The sequence below is a fragment of the Flavobacterium xizangense genome (assembly GCF_054075145.1).
In genome coordinates this window covers 404628-422299 of the sequence record NZ_JBSIPG010000001.1, presented here as the reverse complement: position 1 = coordinate 422299, position 17672 = coordinate 404628, and the positions used below count along the sequence as shown (strand labels likewise).

Annotated in this window: 20 protein-coding genes; 16 read left to right on the top strand and 4 right to left on the bottom strand. The window is 34.2% G+C overall.

All coding sequences use genetic code 11. The annotated features are described in order from the left end of the window. Nucleotides 1-54 precede the first annotated feature (54 nt). The 8 genes from serS to proC all read left to right on the top strand — a co-directional run bounded on the left by serS (nt 55) and on the right by proC (nt 7472). On the top strand, nt 55-1326 hold the full coding sequence (serS, locus tag ACWA1B_RS01725; RefSeq protein WP_035652801.1) for a serine--tRNA ligase: 1272 nt from the start codon (nt 55-57) through the stop codon (nt 1324-1326). 81 nt (nt 1327-1407) lie between these two features. After that, a complete protein-coding gene (locus tag ACWA1B_RS01720; RefSeq protein WP_456904156.1) occupies nt 1408-3189 on the top strand; it encodes a tetratricopeptide repeat protein in 1782 nt (593 codons plus the stop codon). 129 nt (nt 3190-3318) lie between these two features. Continuing rightward, on the top strand, nt 3319-3630 hold the full coding sequence (locus ACWA1B_RS01715) for a DUF4286 family protein (RefSeq protein ID WP_035652807.1): 312 nt from the start codon (nt 3319-3321) through the stop codon (nt 3628-3630). Between the two features lie 65 nt (nt 3631-3695). After that, a complete protein-coding gene (locus tag ACWA1B_RS01710; RefSeq protein WP_456904154.1) occupies nt 3696-3881 on the top strand; it encodes a hypothetical protein in 186 nt (61 codons plus the stop codon). Next, entirely contained in the window at nt 3882-4358 is a 477-nt protein-coding gene (locus ACWA1B_RS01705; protein ID WP_456904153.1) for a nucleotidyl transferase AbiEii/AbiGii toxin family protein, read from the top strand. It begins immediately after the preceding gene. 97 nt (nt 4359-4455) lie between these two features. Continuing rightward, on the top strand, nt 4456-5241 hold the full coding sequence (rsmA, locus tag ACWA1B_RS01700; RefSeq protein WP_142451411.1) for a 16S rRNA (adenine(1518)-N(6)/adenine(1519)-N(6))-dimethyltransferase RsmA: 786 nt from the start codon (nt 4456-4458) through the stop codon (nt 5239-5241). Then, nucleotides 5225-6574 (top strand): magnesium transporter, encoded by a 1350-nt coding sequence (mgtE, locus tag ACWA1B_RS01695; protein WP_456904151.1) that lies wholly within the window; start codon nt 5225-5227, stop codon nt 6572-6574. The genes rsmA and mgtE overlap by 17 nt, the downstream gene beginning before the upstream one ends. Before the next feature lie 112 nt (nt 6575-6686). Next, complete coding sequence (gene proC, locus ACWA1B_RS01690; RefSeq protein WP_456904149.1) at nt 6687-7472, top strand: pyrroline-5-carboxylate reductase; 786 nt, start codon at nt 6687-6689, stop codon at nt 7470-7472. A 71-nt stretch (nt 7473-7543) separates the two neighbouring features. On the opposite strand, the gene ACWA1B_RS01685 is transcribed toward proC, so the two are convergent. From ACWA1B_RS01685 to nhaA, 3 genes are read right to left on the bottom strand one after another with little or no spacing between them, the layout of a single operon-like run. Further along, complete coding sequence (locus tag ACWA1B_RS01685) at nt 7544-7963, bottom strand: c-type cytochrome (RefSeq protein ID WP_456904148.1); 420 nt, start codon at nt 7961-7963, stop codon at nt 7544-7546. A 3-nt stretch (nt 7964-7966) separates the two neighbouring features. Then, entirely contained in the window at nt 7967-8266 is a 300-nt protein-coding gene (locus tag ACWA1B_RS01680) for an antibiotic biosynthesis monooxygenase family protein (RefSeq protein WP_456904147.1), read from the bottom strand. A gap of 4 nt (nt 8267-8270) precedes the next feature. Then, complete coding sequence (nhaA, locus tag ACWA1B_RS01675; protein ID WP_456904145.1) at nt 8271-9413, bottom strand: Na+/H+ antiporter NhaA; 1143 nt, start codon at nt 9411-9413, stop codon at nt 8271-8273. 165 nt (nt 9414-9578) lie between these two features. On the opposite strand from nhaA, the gene ACWA1B_RS01670 reads away from it, so the two are divergent. The 5 genes from ACWA1B_RS01670 (at nt 9579) to ACWA1B_RS01650 (ending at nt 12348) form a co-directional block, all read left to right on the top strand. Next, a complete protein-coding gene (locus ACWA1B_RS01670) occupies nt 9579-10529 on the top strand; it encodes a 2-hydroxyacid dehydrogenase (RefSeq protein ID WP_456904143.1) in 951 nt (316 codons plus the stop codon). A gap of 206 nt (nt 10530-10735) precedes the next feature. Next, entirely contained in the window at nt 10736-11161 is a 426-nt protein-coding gene (locus ACWA1B_RS01665) for a DUF805 domain-containing protein (RefSeq protein WP_035652832.1), read from the top strand. Nucleotides 11162-11171: 10 nt separating this feature from the next. Further along, complete coding sequence (locus ACWA1B_RS01660) at nt 11172-11450, top strand: TM2 domain-containing protein (protein WP_035652835.1); 279 nt, start codon at nt 11172-11174, stop codon at nt 11448-11450. An 89-nt stretch (nt 11451-11539) separates the two neighbouring features. Then, complete coding sequence (locus tag ACWA1B_RS01655) at nt 11540-11803, top strand: TM2 domain-containing protein (RefSeq protein WP_456904141.1); 264 nt, start codon at nt 11540-11542, stop codon at nt 11801-11803. 182 nt (nt 11804-11985) lie between these two features. Next, nucleotides 11986-12348, top strand: a complete 363-nt coding sequence (locus ACWA1B_RS01650; protein WP_456904139.1) for a DUF805 domain-containing protein — start codon at nt 11986-11988, stop codon at nt 12346-12348. Between the two features lie 90 nt (nt 12349-12438). Here the strand turns inward: ACWA1B_RS01650 and ACWA1B_RS01645 are convergent, their stop codons facing one another. Further along, nucleotides 12439-14241, bottom strand: a complete 1803-nt coding sequence (locus ACWA1B_RS01645; protein WP_456904138.1) for a GNAT family N-acyltransferase — start codon at nt 14239-14241, stop codon at nt 12439-12441. A 121-nt stretch (nt 14242-14362) separates the two neighbouring features. On the opposite strand from ACWA1B_RS01645, the gene ACWA1B_RS01640 reads away from it, so the two are divergent. The 3 genes from ACWA1B_RS01640 to ACWA1B_RS01630 all read left to right on the top strand — a co-directional run bounded on the left by ACWA1B_RS01640 (nt 14363) and on the right by ACWA1B_RS01630 (nt 17462). After that, nucleotides 14363-15124, top strand: coding sequence for an exodeoxyribonuclease III (locus ACWA1B_RS01640; protein WP_456904137.1), 762 nt, complete (start codon nt 14363-14365; stop codon nt 15122-15124). A gap of 120 nt (nt 15125-15244) precedes the next feature. Beyond that, a complete protein-coding gene (locus ACWA1B_RS01635; RefSeq protein WP_456904135.1) occupies nt 15245-16189 on the top strand; it encodes an OmpA family protein in 945 nt (314 codons plus the stop codon). Between the two features lie 235 nt (nt 16190-16424). Continuing rightward, nucleotides 16425-17462, top strand: a complete 1038-nt coding sequence (locus tag ACWA1B_RS01630) for an aldo/keto reductase (RefSeq protein WP_456904133.1) — start codon at nt 16425-16427, stop codon at nt 17460-17462. Nucleotides 17463-17672: the final 210 nt, after the last annotated feature.

Here is a 17672-nt window from a genome sequence, read left to right as displayed (position 1 = left end):
CATTTCCTTAAATTTGCTTCCGTTATAAAATAAAATAGTTACAAAAATTAAGCTATGTTACAAATCGCATTTATTAGAGAAAATCAGGAGAAAGTAATCAAGGCTTTGGCAAAACGAAATATCGATGCTAAAAGTGTTGTTGAAGAGGTGGTGCAATTAGATGAAAACCGTCGTGCTGCGCAAGTAGAATTAGACAATGTTTTATCTGAATCTAATAAATTGTCCAAAGACATTGGCGAATTAATGAAAGCTGGAGAGAAATCAAAAGCAGCAATTTTAAAAGAAAAAACAGTTTCATTAAAAGAAAAAAGCAAAGAACTTGGCGAAAAAGCCGAAGCACTTGCTGTTGAATTGACAAATAAATTGTACACTTTGCCAAATCTTCCGGCAGATATTGTTCCTGAAGGAAAAACGCCAGATGATAACTTGAATGTTTTTCAAGAAGGAGATATTCCGGTTTTACACGAAGGTGCACAACCGCACTGGGAATTGGTAAAAAAATATGATATTATCGATTTTGAATTGGGTGTAAAAATTACCGGCGCAGGTTTTCCTGTTTACAAAGGAAAAGGAGCTCGTTTACAGCGTGCTTTAATCAATTATTTTTTAGATAAAAATACTGCTGCGGGATATAATGAAGTTCAGGTGCCGCATTTGGTAAACGAAGCTTCAGGTTACGGAACAGGGCAATTACCAGATAAAGAGGGACAAATGTACCATGCAACGGTTGATGATTTATATTTGATTCCGACGGCTGAGGTTCCGGTTACGAATTTGTTCCGTGACGTTATTTTAAACGAAAGTGAATTGCCAGTTTTACACACTGCATATACGCCATGTTTCCGTCGTGAAGCAGGTTCTTATGGAGCTCACGTGCGAGGATTAAACCGTTTGCACCAATTTGACAAAGTTGAAATTGTACGTATCGAACATCCTGAAAAATCGTATGAAGCACTTGACGGAATGGTAGAACACGTAAAAAATATTTTGCAGGAATTAAAATTACCATACAGAATTTTACGTCTCTGCGGAGGCGATATGGGATTCACATCTGCTTTGACTTACGATTTTGAAGTGTTTTCTACAGCGCAAGATAGATGGTTAGAAATCAGTTCTGTTTCTAACTTCGAAACGTTTCAGGCAAATCGTTTGAAATTACGTTTCAAAGACAAAGACGGAAAAAACCAATTGGCGCATACTTTGAACGGAAGTTCATTGGCTTTGCCTAGAGTTTTGGCCGGAATTTTAGAAAATTACCAAACGCCGGAAGGAATAGTAATACCAGAAGTTTTACGTCCTTATTGCGGATTTGATATTATAAACTAAATTTTTTGTAATTTAGAGGTAAACCTGACGGGACCGTCAGGTTTATCAATTGTTTGAAATGCCACATTAAAAAACTGAAATATGAAAAACATCTTTATCTATATCGTTTTGCTGTGGTCAAGTTTTACATTTTCTCAAAATGAGCAGTTGGCTCAATATTACTTCGATAAAGGCGATTTCGAAAAAGCAAAAGTCAGTTATGAAGAGCTTTTAGCAAGTGTGCCATCAAATACTCAATATTTTTTAAGAGTCGTCGACTGCTATCAGCAATTACAGCAATATACTGTGGCTGAAAAGGCAATTCAGGATCGTTATAACAAATATAAACAAGGAATTTTTTTAGTTGAAATGGGCTATAATTTCCAATTGCAAAAAAACGAATCCAAAGCAAGAAGCTATTACGATCAGGCAATTGAAAAAATAAAAGCCAATCCGAATGATGTTTATGGAATTGGAAATTCGTTTGAGAAAAAAGTATTGATTGAATATGCTTTAAAAGCCTATCAGACTGCAATGCAAATTCAGCCAAACTACAATTTTAATTTCCAAATCGGAATGTTGTATGGTCAATTAGGAAAAACCGACGAAATGATTGATCTTCTGTTGACTGAATCGTATAAGAATCCGCAGAATGCTAATTTGATTCAGACTCAATTATCACGTTTCATGAATGGAGAAACGGATAATACGGCTTTTAAAGATGCCATGCGAAAAGCGTTGATTTTAAAAACACAGAAAGATCAGGATGTGTTTTGGAATCACTACTTAAGTTGGTTTTATGTTCAGCAGAAAGAATTTGGAAAAGCTTTTATTCAGGAAAAAGCGATTTACAAACGCGAACCTGAATCACTTTCGAGCATCGTTAATTTGAGTCAGTTTGCACTGAACGAAGATGATACTGAAACTGCAGCTGAAATCCTGAATTTTATTCTTTTAAATACCAAAGATTTAGATTTGCTGGTGCAATCCAATTACTATTTGATGGAAATCAAGATAGATAAAGCACAGGAAAAAGATTATCCGGCAATTGATGCCGAATTGCAGCAATTGCTCACAACTTATGAAATAACTCCTTTTACTTTATCTTTGCAATTGATTAAAGCACATTTTACTGCTTTTAATCTGAAAAAACCAGAAGAAGGCATTGCAATCGTAAAACGAGCTTTAGAGCTTAATTTGAATGATTATCAGGAAGCGGATGCCAAAATGGAATTGGGAGATATTTTGCTTTTGCAGGAGAAATTCAATCAGGCGCTTATTTATTATTCGCAGATCCAATTGGATTTGAAGAATGATGTTATGGCGCATGAAGCGAGTTTGAAAGCGGCGAAAACAAGTTATTATAAAACTGACTTTGAATGGGCTTTGAAACAGTTTAAAGAATTAAAATCGGCAAATACACAATTGATCGCCAATGATGCTCTTGAATATTTCTTATTGATAAATGATAACACCGCTGCCGATTCGACACAAACCGCATTAAAACAGTTTGCAAAAGGGGATTTTTTAATTTATCAAAATAAAAAGCAGGAAGCAATTACACAGTTTCAGAACATTCTGAAAACCTATAAAGGTCAGGAAATTGAAGCTGTAACAATGTTGCGTTTAGGCAAAATTTATGAAAGTCTAAAAGATTATAATTCGGCTTTAAGCCAATACCAGCAAATAATTGATCATCATGGAGATGGTATTTATGTTGATGAAGCATTGTTTTTTTCAGCAGAAATTTACAATGATGAACTAAAAGATACAGAAAAAGCAAAGCCTTTGTATGAAAAGGTAATTTTCAATCATCAGGACAGTATTTACTTTGTTGATGCAAGAAAAAAATACCGAGAATTGAGAGGAGATAAGAATTTGTAGTTTGGTTTAATCGATTTTATAAGTAAACAAAAAGAATTAATAATATAATGATTTGCATAAGATTTTAAGAATCAAAAGTAAAAGACTTAGTCCCTTAGAACCTTAGCATCTCAGAACCTTTAGAAAGAAATGATTATTTACAACATCACCACAAATATACACGAAAGCGTTCACGACCAATGGTTGAAATGGATGCAGGAAAAACATATTCCGGAAATTCTGGCTACTGAAAAATTTTCATCGGCAAGAATTGTAAAAGTTTTAGTTGAAGAAGAAATGGGCGGAATAACATATTCGGTTCAATATACAACAGACAGTAAAGATACTCTTGAAAAATATTATTTGGAAGATCAACCAAAATTTGACAGAGAAGCTTTAGAGTTATTTGCTGATAAAATGCTTTCTTTCAGAACAGAATTAGAAGTTATTTCAGAACATTAATTTAGTTTTCATTCTCTCCTGATAGCTATCGGGACCAGTTTTTGGTTTTATTTAAAAAGTCTATTATGGAAATTCGATTTCAAACAAAAGAAGAAAGTAATAAGCAGCAACAACAAGATTTTTTGAAATTATCTAAAACGGAAAGGTTTTATAGTTTTTTACGTTTAAGTGAGCGTATAAGCAGGTTTCCAGTGAAAAATAAAATCGATAAAAATAAAGATAATTTTGTAATTCTTATAAAATCAGAATAAATGTCAAAGTTATGGGAGCAAAATATTGATGAGTTTATAGCATTGGCAGCAAAACATAATGTAAGAATGCTTATGGTTGGTGGAGGAGCTGTGAATTTTCATGGATATCAGAGACATTCTGCTGATGTTGATTTTTGGATAGAAACTACCGAGGAAAACTTTAAAAAGTTAGTGTTGGTTTTTAATGAAATGGGGTATGAGATTGATGATTTTCCGGAAAATGTAAAGCAACAACAACAAAACATATCAATTAAATTTTCTCCGGTTGATCTTGATTTAGAATTGATAACTAAATTTTCTGTGAATAAAACTTTTGAAGAGGCATACAATGATAGTGAAGAAGTAACGGTGAATGATAAAACTTTTTTAAAGTGGAATGTTTTGTCTTTAGAAGATTTGATTACTAGTAAAATTAAAGCTAATAGAGCAAAAGATTTATTCGATGTTCAGCAGCTTCGAGAAATTAATAAAAAATAAAGCTTTGTGTCTTCGTAACAAAAAAACATGAAATAAGCTTTAGCCTTCGAAGCAAAAAGAATACTTTTGCGCCCTCGCGGCAAAACAAGAAAAGAAAATGGAAAAAGTAAAAGCCAAAAAACATTTAGGACAGCACTTCCTTAAAGACGAAAGCATCGCGAAAGCAATTGCCGATACTTTGAGTTTAAAGGGATACGATGAGGTTTTAGAAATAGGACCAGGGATGGGTGTGCTCACTAAATATTTACTTGACAAGCCAATCCATACGCGAGTAATCGAAATTGATACGGAATCTGTTGCGTATCTAGATGCGAATTATCCAAAATTAAAAGACAATATCATTTCAGAAGACTTTCTGAAATATAATATAAACCAGGTTTACGAGAACAAACAATTCGCCATTATTGGTAATTTCCCTTATAACATCTCTTCTCAGATTGTTTTTAGAACATTAGAATTCAGAGATCAGATTCCGGAGTTTTCCGGAATGTTTCAAAAGGAAGTTGCAGAGCGAATTTGTGAAAAAAAAGGATCAAAAACCTACGGAATCCTGTCGGTACTGGCACAGGCTTTCTATGATACTGAGTATTTGTTTACTGTAGACGAAAATGTTTTTATTCCTCCGCCCAAGGTCAAGTCGGGTGTGATGAAAATGACCCGAAAGGAAGATTATAGTCTTCCTTGTGGTGAAAAGTTATTTTTTACGGTTGTAAAAACGGCTTTTCAGCAAAGACGAAAAACATTACGTAACAGTTTGAAAACATTAAATTTATCAGATAATTTGCGAGAAGACACTATCTTTGATAAACGTCCCGAGCAGCTTAGCGTTGAAGAATTTATTGTTTTGACTCAAAAAATAGAAGCCGATGGAGTTCAAAGTTAGTAAAGAATTAATTCACCAACTAGAAGAGCATATTGTTAACAAAAACGACAAAGAACTTGAAGTTTTACTTAATGATCTGCACCACGCTGATATTGCCGAAATCCTTGAAGAACTGGATTTCGACGAAGCAACTTACATTTTTAAGGTTTTAGATAGTGACAAAACAGCCGAAATCCTTCTTGAATTAGAAGATGATTTACGTGAAAACATCTTAAGCCGATTATCACCAAAAGAAATTGCCGAAGAGCTTGATGAGCTTGAAACAAATGACGCTGCCGATATTATTGCGGAACTTTCGCATGAAATTAAAGCAGAAGTTATCTCGGAATTGGTCGATGTTGAACACGCAAAAGACATTGTTGAATTATTGCGTTACGACGAAAATACGGCCGGTGGTTTGATGGGAAAAGAACTTGTAAAAGTGAATGAAAACTGGAACGTTCTTACCTGCGTAAAAGAAATGCGTATTCAAGCTGAGAATGTTTCAAGAGTACATTCAATCTATGTTGTTGACGACGAAAACCGATTAAAAGGAAGATTGTCTTTAAAAGATTTATTGACTTCATCAACAAAAACTCAAATTGGAGACGTTTATATCCGAAAATTAAATTTTGTAAATGTTGATACTGAAGATGTTGAGGTAGCTCGTATCATGCAAAAATATGATTTGGAAGCAATTCCGGTGGTTGATGAGCTTGGCCGATTAGTAGGCCGAATTACAATTGATGATATCGTCGACGTAATCAAGGAAGAAGCTGATAAAGATTACCAGTTAGCCGCGGGTATTACCCAGGACATTGAAACAAATGATAGTGTTCTGGAGTTAACAAAAGCGCGTTTGCCTTGGCTTTTAATTGGAATGGTGATCGAAATTGTAGCATCTTTTGTTTTAAAAGATAACGAAACTGCTTTTCAAAAATATTCAACGTTAATTATTTTCGTGCCTTTGCTTTCGGCAACAGCCGGAAATATTGGTGTTCAGGCATCGGCAATCGTAGTTCAGGGTTTGGCAAACGGAACTTTAAAAGAGTTTAGCCGAAGCTACTTTAGCAAAGAAATTACCGTTTCGATGATTTCAGGAAGTATTATCTCATTGCTTTTACTGGGTTATCATTCGCTTATGTATGGGCAATATTTAGTGGGAATGGCAATTTCAATTTCGATGATTGTAGTTATTATGTTTGCTGCAACACTCGGAACATTAGTGCCTCTTTTTCTTCATAAAAATAAAATCGATCCTGCAATTGCTACAGGACCGTTTATCACTACAACAAATGACGTTTTTGGAATTATGCTTTATTTCGGAGTAGCCAAAATGATTCTTGGGTTTTAGATTTTTGGCACAAATTAATAGTATACAGTGATTTAAGATCTTTAAATTCTGTGTAATTTGCAAACGGAATTAAAGGCCTTCATATGCCTGAAATAAATTAAAATCCAGCAACATGAAAGTACACATTATTGGAGGAGGAAACCTAGGGGTTTCTATTGCCTTGGGAATTGCTAAATTTTCGAAAAACAACCAAGTTACCGTTACAAGAAGAAACATCGCTAGTATTCAATATTTGTCTGAATATGGAGTTACAGTATCTAATGATAATAAACACAATATCCAGGAGGCTGATGTAGTGATTTTAACCATAAAACCTTATCAGGTCGATACGGTTTTGGCTGAAATTTTACCTGTAATTCAAAATAAAACAATTGCTTCGGCAGTTAGCGGATTATCCTTGGATATGCTTCAGGAAAAAACAAAAAATGAATATCCGGTTGTACGTATTATGCCCAATATTGCGGCACAGTTTGGAGAATCGGCAACTTGTATTTCTTTCCCTGAAACAGATCGCGAAGAAGCCATGCCAATTGTAGATTTATTTCAGGATTTAGGAACGGCTCCGATAATTGATGAAAAATTAATGGATGCAGCAACTGTTTTAGGCGCTTGCGGAACAGCATATGCATTGCGATATATTCGTGCTTCAATGCAAGCTGGAATCGAAATTGGATTTGATTCTAGTACAGCTTTGGCAATCGCCGCACAAACAGCGAAAGGAGCAGCAAAAATGTTATTGGAAGAGAAAGTACACCCGGAACAATTAATCGACCGCGTAACAACGCCACAAGGTTGTACAATTGTCGGTTTGAATGAAATGGAACACAATGGTTTCAGTTCATCATTAATTAAAGGAATTAAAACTTCTTTGAAGCAAATCAAAGGATTATTAAAATAAGATTTCAATTTTTAAAATATCAAATTCCAAATTCCAAATTTAAAACTGGAGTTTGGATTTTTTTTTGGAAATTAATAATCGCGTTTTGTGGAGCAATAGTCTACTATTGATTCTAAATCTTTTTCTTTCACGTATTCTGTAAACATCGTTCGATGATAATCTATTCCTAATTCTTCAATTTTAATGTTGTTGATTTTGTGATTTTTGCCAATAAGCCATTTTGCAAAAATCAATGAATCTACACCGCGAAGTGATGGTCCAGTGCTGTTTGCATCTAACTTGTGGCATGGTGAACAATTGGCATTGAAAATTTCTTTTCCTTTATGTTGATTTTCGCTTAATTCAGGAGATTTTGTTCCGCAAATAGGAACTGGAATTCGGCATACAAATTCAGGATTTGAGTTATTGTATTGCATTTGATAAAATAATATACCTATTAGCAATATTATAAGTAATATCGGCAAAGAGATTATCAGTCTTAATTTTTTCATGATTTAAGCAAATACCTCAAAATGTTCGACATTTTCTTCAAATTCCAATAGAAAATCATCATCTTCAGGATAATATTTGGCCTTTTCAAAATCTTCACCGGCAAAATTTTTAATTACCTTTAAGTTTTCCCAATAGGTAATCAGCGTAAAATGGCCTTCGTTGTTTTTAATATTTCTTAAAAAGGAAAGCTTTACAAATCCAGCTGTTTTCTCATAATCTGGAATAGCCGTTTTGATTATAAATTCGGTGTAAGCCTCATAATCTTTAATTTTTGTTTTTCCGTGCCAGATTCTTGCAATCATAATTTCAGGCTTTTGGTTTGCTCAAAGTGTATTTTAAATATATAAATCCAAAGAATCCTGATAACATAGAAGCAATAAGAATTGCAATCTTCGAAAAAACAATCGTTTCAGGATCTTTAAAAGCCAAAATGGTTATAAAGATTGACATTGTAAAACCAATTCCGCCCAGCATTCCGGCGCCTAAAATATGCGCCCATTTTAAGTTTTTAGGAAGAACACACAAACCTGCCGTTACTCCAATGGAAGAAAACAATACAATTCCTAAAGGTTTTCCTACTACTAAACCAAGAATGATTCCGTAAGTATTTGTGTGATTTAAACCTTCATGCCAATCCTGAGTTATTGCAATACAGGTATTTGCAATCGCAAACAAAGGCAAAATTAGGAAAGCGACAGGTTTATGTAAAAAATGCTGCAATTTATAAGAAGAGGAATTTTCGCCACCGTCTCCAAATGGAATTACAAATGCTAATATCACACCAGTAATAGTTGCATGTACACCAGAATTCAGCATAAAATACCACATCACAATTCCTCCCACTAGATAAGGAATTATGTTATTGATTTTCAATCGGTTTAAAATAAAGAGAAAACCCCAGATTCCTAAGGCAATTGCAAGATTTACAAAAGCAATTGATGTAGTGTAAAAAATAGCGATAACAATTATGGCGCCTAAATCATCAATTACAGCAAGTGCGGTTAGAAATACTTTTAAAGAAGGTGAAACTTTTTTGCCTAAAAGCGATAGAATTCCAATAGCAAAAGCAATGTCGGTTGCCATAGGAATTCCGGCTCCGTTTTGCGTCGCTGTTCCAAAATTCAAAGCCAGAAAAATTGCAGATGGAACCAACATTCCGCCAAGCGCCGCCATTATTGGTAAAGATGCGTTTTTTATATTAGATAATTCGCCATGATAAATTTCGCGTTCCAATTCTAAACCAATCAATAAAAAGAAAATTGTCATTAATCCGTCGTTGATCCAATGTGTAATAGAATGCCCGCCTAAATCTTTTTCCCAAAAAGCAATATACTCTGCTGAATAAGATGAATTTGCAAGATATAATGAGGCAATCGTAACAAATAACAAGAGAAGCCCTCCAGATTTTTCGTTGTTAAAAAAAGAATTAAAAGTCTTGGTCAGTTTCATTTTGGTAGATTTTCCAGAGATGTGAAAGAATCGATTTTTTCGATGTCTTAATTTCAAAGTTAAAAAAAATAAAACGAATTATGGTTTTGTGTTTTTTATGGATTGATATTAAAAGCAAATTCTATAGAATTACCGTATTTTTGTTTATAATAAAACATGATAAAAATGAGCATAAAAATTCTTCATATCGACAGCAATAATCCAATTCTTTGGAATCAATTGGAAGAAGCTGGTTTCGAAAATCACGCCGATTTTAAATCTTCTAAAGAAGAAATCGAAGCTAAAATTCAGGACTATAACGGAGTTATAATTCGCAGCCGTTTCAAGATTGACAAGACTTTTCTAGATAATGCAACTAACTTGCAATTTATCGCCAGAGTGGGTGCAGGCCTCGAAAGTATTGATTGTGATTATGCTTCAGCAAAAGGAATTCATTTAATTGCAGCTCCAGAAGGAAATCGAAATGCAGTTGCCGAACATGCGCTTGGTGTCATATTATCGCTTTTCAATAATTTAAATCAGGCCGACGCTGAAATACGTGCAGGACATTGGAACCGAGAAAGCAATCGCGGTCATGAACTTGATGGAAAAACAGTTGGAATTATTGGTTATGGAAACATGGGGAAAGCTTTTGCTAAAAAACTCCGTGGTTTTGATGTTGAGGTTTTGTTTTATGATATTTTAGAAAATATAGGCGACGAAAATGCAAAACAAGTTTCTTTGGAGGAATTACAAAATAGAGCTGATGTTTTAAGTCTTCATTTACCCTGGACACCGGAAACAGACAAAATGGTTAACGCTGATTTTATCAACGCATTTTCGAAGCCATTTTGGATTATAAATACTTCTCGTGGTAAAAATATCCTCACGGCAGATTTGGTTGAAGCTATGAAGTCGAAAAAGGTGTTAGGAGCAGGTTTGGATGTTTTGGAATATGAAAAATTATCTTTTGAAACGCTTTTTCAAGATAAAAATACGCCTGAGGCCTTTCAATATTTATTAGATGCCAAAAATGTTTTACTTACACCACACATTGCGGGCTGGACATTTGAAAGTCACGAACGTTTAGCTCAGGTAATTGTAGATAAAATCAAAGCAGTTTACGCCGGTAAGTGAAGTATTCTTGATTATTAGTTGATTGTAATTTTCGTTTGAATTATTTTAACCTTTATAACAAGCTTTTTCTGTAAAAGTAACCGAGAGAATTAGTTTTTAAAATTATTTTTGTTTAATATTGTTCTTCATTTTTTTAACAAAATTTTAATAAGGAGCAACCGAAAATCCTATAAAGAGTAGGCATTAATTAACTAATTTTATTAAATATGATTGAATGGTACAAAAAGGTGGTTTTTCAAAACTATGCGAATTTTACTGGACGCGCAAGAAGAAGCGAATATTGGTTATTCACACTAATGCAGTGTGTGATTTTTATAGCTTTTATTATTGTTGGTGCAATTGTAGGTTCATTTCTTTCTGATGCTACAGGAGGTTTACTTATAGGTTATTTTGCATTTGTTGCGTATTCATTGGCTACTGTTTTGCCAACTTTGGCTGTTGTTGTAAGAAGACTGCATGATGTTGGAAAAAGTGGATGGTTTTATTTTATTGCTTTAATTCCGCTTGTTGGAAGTATTTGGTTGTTAGTTTTACTGGTTACAGAAGGCGATCGAGGTGAGAATTATTACGGAGCTGATCCAAAAAATGAAAATGACGAGATTAGCGAAATTGGAAATGTTGAATTGCAATAATTAATAAAAAATGGAAACAAGCAAACAAGAGGCGTGGAATACCCCATCACAGCCAAGACAAGAGAATAAAAAAGTTCTAGCCGGAATTATGGGAATAATCTTTGGTTACTTAGGAATTCATAAATTTATATTAGGATACACTCAAGAAGGAATCATCCAAGTGGTAATTAGTATTGTTACCTGCGGACTTGGAGGGATAATTGGATTTATTGAAGGAATCATTTACTTGACAAAATCAGATGAAGAGTTTTATCAAACTTACCAGGTAGGTAAAAAAGGCTGGTTCTAAAACATATAAATCCCGTTCAAATAATGAACGGGATTTTTTTTTTGCTATTGTCTTACTTTACATTTATAAATTTAATTTAAAATAAGAATATGGAAAATACACAATCAGAGTTTGGAAATACTAAACAAGAAAATAAAAAAGTGGTTAGTGGAATCTTTGCAATTTTATTAGGCGTATTTGGAATTCATAAATTTTATTTAGGATATACTAAAGAAGGTATTATTCACCTTCTTCTTGGTCTTTTGTGCGGAATTGGCGGCCTTATTGGTCTTATAGAAGGAATTATTTACCTGACCAAATCAGACGAAGAGTTTTACCAGACGTACCAAGTTGGCAGGAAGCCTTGGTTTTAAAGATATAGAAATCCCACTTGAAAGAGTGGGATTTTTTATGTATTAAAATGTCTTTTTGTAATACTTTAAAAACTTTTACTTCCTGTCGAGCTTTGGCAAAGTCAGTAATCTTGCACTCTGTTAAAAAGAAGAAATGGAGTAACTGAAAAGCCTTAAGAGTAGGGAATTAAAAAGATTTTATTATGTTAGAAATGTACAAAAAAGTAGTTTTTAGTAACTATGTAAATTTTAAAGGTAGAGCTAGAAGAAAAGAGTATTGGATGTTTATTCTGGCAAGTGTTATCATCAATTTTATTTTGGGTGTTTTAGAATCATTTGTGCCAGCTCTAAAGATTGTTGCAACTATTTATGGCTTAGCAGTTACTTTACCTGCAATTGCAGTAGCTATTAGAAGAATGCATGATATTAATAAAAGTGGCTGGTTTATACTTATTCCAATTTACAATATTATATTATTGGCAACTGAAGGAGAAAAAGGTTCTAACCAATACGGACCAGATCCAAAAAATCAATTAGAAGATATCAGTGAGATTGGAAAAGAATAATTTTGCAACCTAGTTTTTAAAATAAAAAAGGTAATTAAAAAGTCCCATCTGCTTTGGCGGATGGGACTTTTTTATTTTTAGAGATTCTGATTAATCTTCTTTTTCAGAAAGTTTTCTTTCTAGCTCAAGTTGAAATTCTTCAATAACAGGTTTCATAGTGCTTTCTGGAATATCAGCAATTCTGATATACATTAAGCCGTCAATAGCGTTGTTGAATAAAGGATCAACATTAAATGCTACAACTCGTGCATTTTGCTTGATATATTTCTTAATTAAAACTGGCAGACGTAAGTTACCTGGTTCTAATTCGTCAATGATTTTGTCAAATTTGTTCAAATCAGATTCGGCTTCGTCGAAGATAAAGTCCTTGTCTGCGTCTTTCAATTTAACTTTATATGCTTTTTTCGGATGAATATATTGTGCAATATACGGATCATAATAGTTTGATTTCATGAACTCAATCATTAATGATTTAGAGAAATCTGAAAACTGGTTACTAATACTTACGCCACCAACTAAATATTTGTGTTCTGGATGACGAAGAGTTGTATGGATAATCCCTTTCCATAATAAAAACAAAGGCATTGGTTTTTGCTGATATTCACGAGTGATAAAGGCACGACCCATCTCGATAGATTTGCTCATCATATCATGAAGTTCAGGTTCAAATCTGAAAAGATCAGTAAGATAGAAGCCTTCAATGCCGTATTTGCGATAAATTTCAGAACCTAATCCCATTCGATACGCTCCGGCAATTTTTTTGGTTTCGTCGTCCCACAAAAACATATGGTGGTAATACTGGTCGTACTCGTCAAGATCGATAGATTCGTTTGTTCCTTCGCCAACTTCACGGAAAGTTATTTCGCGAAGACGCCCAATTTCATGCAAGATATTCGGAATTGATTTTGCTTTTGCAAAAAACACTTCATAATTTTTGCTTTGTAAAAATCGGGAATCGTTGTCTCTTAAAGCTTGAACTTCGGCAATCAATTTTGCTTCGTTTACTGGAGTAACGATTTTTTTTGGTGCTTTCGAAATTTTTAGACTTGCTGTATCGATAAGTTTGGTGTCCTTTTCAAAAGGATTCGCCAGCATGTAGGTTTTCTTTCTTAAAAATTCTGAGTATTCTTCAAACGATTCAATTTCGTTTTGTTCGCTTACAGAAATCGGTTTTCCAATACGAACTTTAATAACACGGTCTTTCTGCGTAAGCAATTCAGACGGAAGTTTTGCAGTACGCAAAGTGTCGTCTATTTTTGAAAGCCAATAGAATAATTTACTGTTTTTAGCATGAAAATAAATGGGTACAACCGGAACTTTAGCTTTTCTGATTAATTTCAGAGCGCCTTCTTCCCAAGGTTTGTCAACCATTAATTTTCCATCTTTGTAAGTTGAAACTTCTCCGGCAGGGAATATTCCCAATGGTTTTCCATCACTTAAATGACGTAAAGTTTCTTTGATTCCAACCACGCTTGATTTTGCATCCTTATGATTTTCAAAAGGATTAACCGGCATGATGTATTTTTTAAGCGGAACAATTCGGTGTAATAAGAAATTTGCAATAATTTTGAAATTAGGCTCTCTTTCAAGCATTAATTTCAAAAGCAAAATACCGTCAATTCCTCCAAGCGGATGATTAGAAATCGTGATATAAGCGCCATCTTTTGGCAAACGTTTTAAATCTTCTTCCGGGATTTCAAATTTGATTTCCATCTCATCCAAAATTCCGTTTAGAAACGCAACATCCTCTAAATGTTTATTATGATCATAAATTTTATTAAGGGTAGAGATCTTAAGAACCTTCATAAGAATCCAGCCTGAAAAAGTACCGAATACTCCGTACTTATCAACATTTATTGCCTTTGCAACTTCTTTCGCGGTAACTAAACCCATGTACTATTTTTAAATTATTAGAGTAGCGAACAAAGATAACAAAAAACTCTACTTTTCCTTTATTCAATTATAAACTTTCCACTTTTTTATTACATTTGAAATCCTAAAAAAAAATACCTAGATGAAAATTATTTCTTATAATGTAAACGGGATTCGTGCTGCAATTACTAAAGGATTTATTGAATGGCTGAAGCAGGCAAACCCTGATGTTATCTGTCTTCAGGAAATTAAGGCAACGCAGGATCAAATTCCGGTCGAAGCTATAACGGCCGCCGGCTATCCGTATCAATATTATTATCCGGCAACAAAAAAAGGGTACAGCGGTGTTGCAATCTTATCTAAAATAGAGCCGAAAGCGGTTGTTTATGGAACAGGAATTCATCACATGGATTTTGAAGGACGTAATCTTCGCGCTGATTTTGAAGATGTTTCGGTAATGAGCTTGTATCTTCCTTCAGGAACTAATATTGAAAGATTGGATCATAAATTTATGTTTATGGACGATTTTCAGACGTATATCAACGAACTGAAAGTAACAATTCCGAATCTAATTATCTGCGGCGATTACAATATTTGCCACGAAGCAATTGATATTCATGACCCTGTACGTAACAAAACAGTTTCTGGGTTCTTGCCGGCAGAGCGTGCATGGCTTGATGCTTTTATGAAATCGGGTTTTATCGACAGTTTCCGTCATTTCAATAAAGATCCGCATCATTATTCGTGGTGGAGTTATCGTGCCGGAGCGAGAGGCAATAATAAAGGCTGGCGTATTGATTACAATTTAGTGAGCGATTCGATGGGACACCGTTTAAAAAGAGCCGTTATTCTTCCGGATGCAGTGCATTCTGATCATTGCCCTGTTTTAGTTGAAATCGACTAAAGTTTGGTATTGTTCTTGTTGAGAATGTATCGGTTTAAAGAAAACAAGTTTGAAAATGTGTTCTTTGAACAAGATTTTTTTGAATTATAAATAAAGCCCCAAATAAAAACCAAAAGTAAAATGATTAAAAAAGCCTCCATTGGATTAGTAGTTTTAGCTTTGTCTGCAACTTCTTGTGTATCCAAAAAGATTTACAACGATCTTGAAACAAAATATTCAGATTTAAAAAAAGAAAGCCGATCTATTGCGGATGAAAATGCGAATTTAAAAACTGCAAAAAATCAGTTAGAATTAGACAAAGACAAACTGACTAAAGATTTGGCCACTACAAAAGATGATCTGGCAAAACAAAAAGCTGATCTTGCGGCGGAGCAAAAAAAATACAAAGTTTTACAAGATTCTTATAATGCATTAGAGAAAAACAGCAACGATGCATTAGAAAGCAATATGGCTAAAAATCGTGATCTGTTAGCGCAGTTGGAAGCGAAATCTAAAAAATTGGCAGATGAACAAGCGCGTTTAGATAAAACAGCAAACCGATTGAAAGAGCTTGAAGATATGATTGCGGCTAAAGAAGAATCAATGCGTAAACTAAAAGAAACTTTATCTAAGGCCTTAAACGGTTTTGAAGGAAAAGGTTTGACAGTTGAACAGAAAAACGGAAAAGTTTACGTTTCTATGGAAAATAAATTACTTTTCAATTCAGGAAGCTGGGCTGTTGGAACTGAAGGAAGAAAAGCGGTTGTAGAACTTGGAAAAGTTTTAGGAGACAATCCTGATCTTTCTGTTCTTATCGAAGGACATACAGATGATGATCCGTATGCTGGTTCTGGACCAATTGCAAACAATTGGGATTTATCTACTAAAAGAGCTACAGCAATTGTGGCTATTTTGAGTGAAAACACTAAAATCAACAAACAAAAATTAACAGCAGCGGGACGAAGCGAATTCTCTCCTTTGGCAAGCAACGCCACTCCGGAAGGAAAAGCTAAAAACCGCAGAATCGAAATCATCTTAACACCAAGATTAGATGAGATTGCGGAGATGCTTAATAGTATTAATTAAGGCGCTAAGGTTCTGAGGGACTAAGATGCTAAGGTTTATAAAAGGGTTCAAAGTTTTACTTTGAACCCTTTTTGTTTAAAAAGAAAACCTTAGCACCTCGAAAAAAAATCTTGTAGATTTTTTAACTTTTGTCGCATTTTTATTTGAAAAAATCCCGTTGTATCTTTGAAGTTAACAATTCGAAGGAAAAAACCTTAGAATCTTAGCATCTCAGTACCTTAGAACCTAAAAAAAAATGAAATACACTACATTACCAAACACCGATATAAAAGTTAGTAAAATTAATCTCGGAACAATGACTTTTGGCCAGCAGAATACAGAAGCTGAGGGACATGCTCAAATGGATTATGCTTTAGAGCGCGGAGTCAATTTTTTTGATACAGCCGAAATGTATTCGGTTCCGGCAAGTGAAGCTACTTATGGAAGTACAGAAAAAATAATTGGAACCTGGTTTAAAAAATCGGGAAATCGTGATAAAATTGTTTTAGCCTCTAAAATTGCAGGACCAAATCCGAGTTTTGGGTATATGCGTGAGAAGCTAGATTTTTCGCCGGCAAGTATTAAATATGCAGTTGAGAACAGTTTAAAAAGACTTCAGACAGATTATATCGATTTGTACCAAATGCACTGGCCGGAAAGAAAAACCAATAATTTTGGACAACGTGCCTTTCATGGGCATAATGATGTTTGGGAAGACAATTTTAGAGAAATCCTTGAAACTTTCGACGGATTAATCAAAGAAGGTAAAATCAAACATATTGGAGTTTCAAACGAAAATTCATGGGGAATGATGCGTCTTTTGGAAGAAAGCAAATACAATAATTTGCCGAGAATCAAAACCGTTCAAAATCCGTATTCTTTATTGAATCGTTTGTTTGAAGTGAATTCTGCCGAAGTTTCAAAATATGAAAATGTTGGTTTGCTGGCTTATTCGCCTTTGGCTTTTGGAGTTTTGACAGGGAAATTTTTAACTGGTGAAAGTCATCCGAAAGCGAGAATTAATCTTTTTCCGCAATACAAACGTTACAATAGTGACCAATGTACTCAAGCGACTAAATTGTATCAGGAAATCGCTAAAAAACATGGTTTAACATTAACGCAGTTAGCGATGGGATTTGTATTGCAACAGCCTTTTTTGACAAGTGCAATTATTGGCGCTACAACATTGGAACAATTAAAAGAAAATATTGATACAATTGATGTAGTCCTTTCGAAAGAAATCCTGACTGAAATTGATGCAGTTCAGGCAGTTATTCCTGATCCGGCGCCTTAAATTTATTTGCCACGAAAGGACAAAGTTTTTTTGTTTTAATCTCGCAAAGGTGCAGAGTCGCAAAGTTTTTTCTATAGCCCCTAGCTTTAGTTAGGGGAATAAGATTGAGGTAGAAAAGGGCTTTAGCCAAACTTATACTAGTTTGGCTAAAGCTGGACGCTACTAATTTAAAAAGTTAAACTTGGCGACTCTGCGCCTTTGCGAGATTAA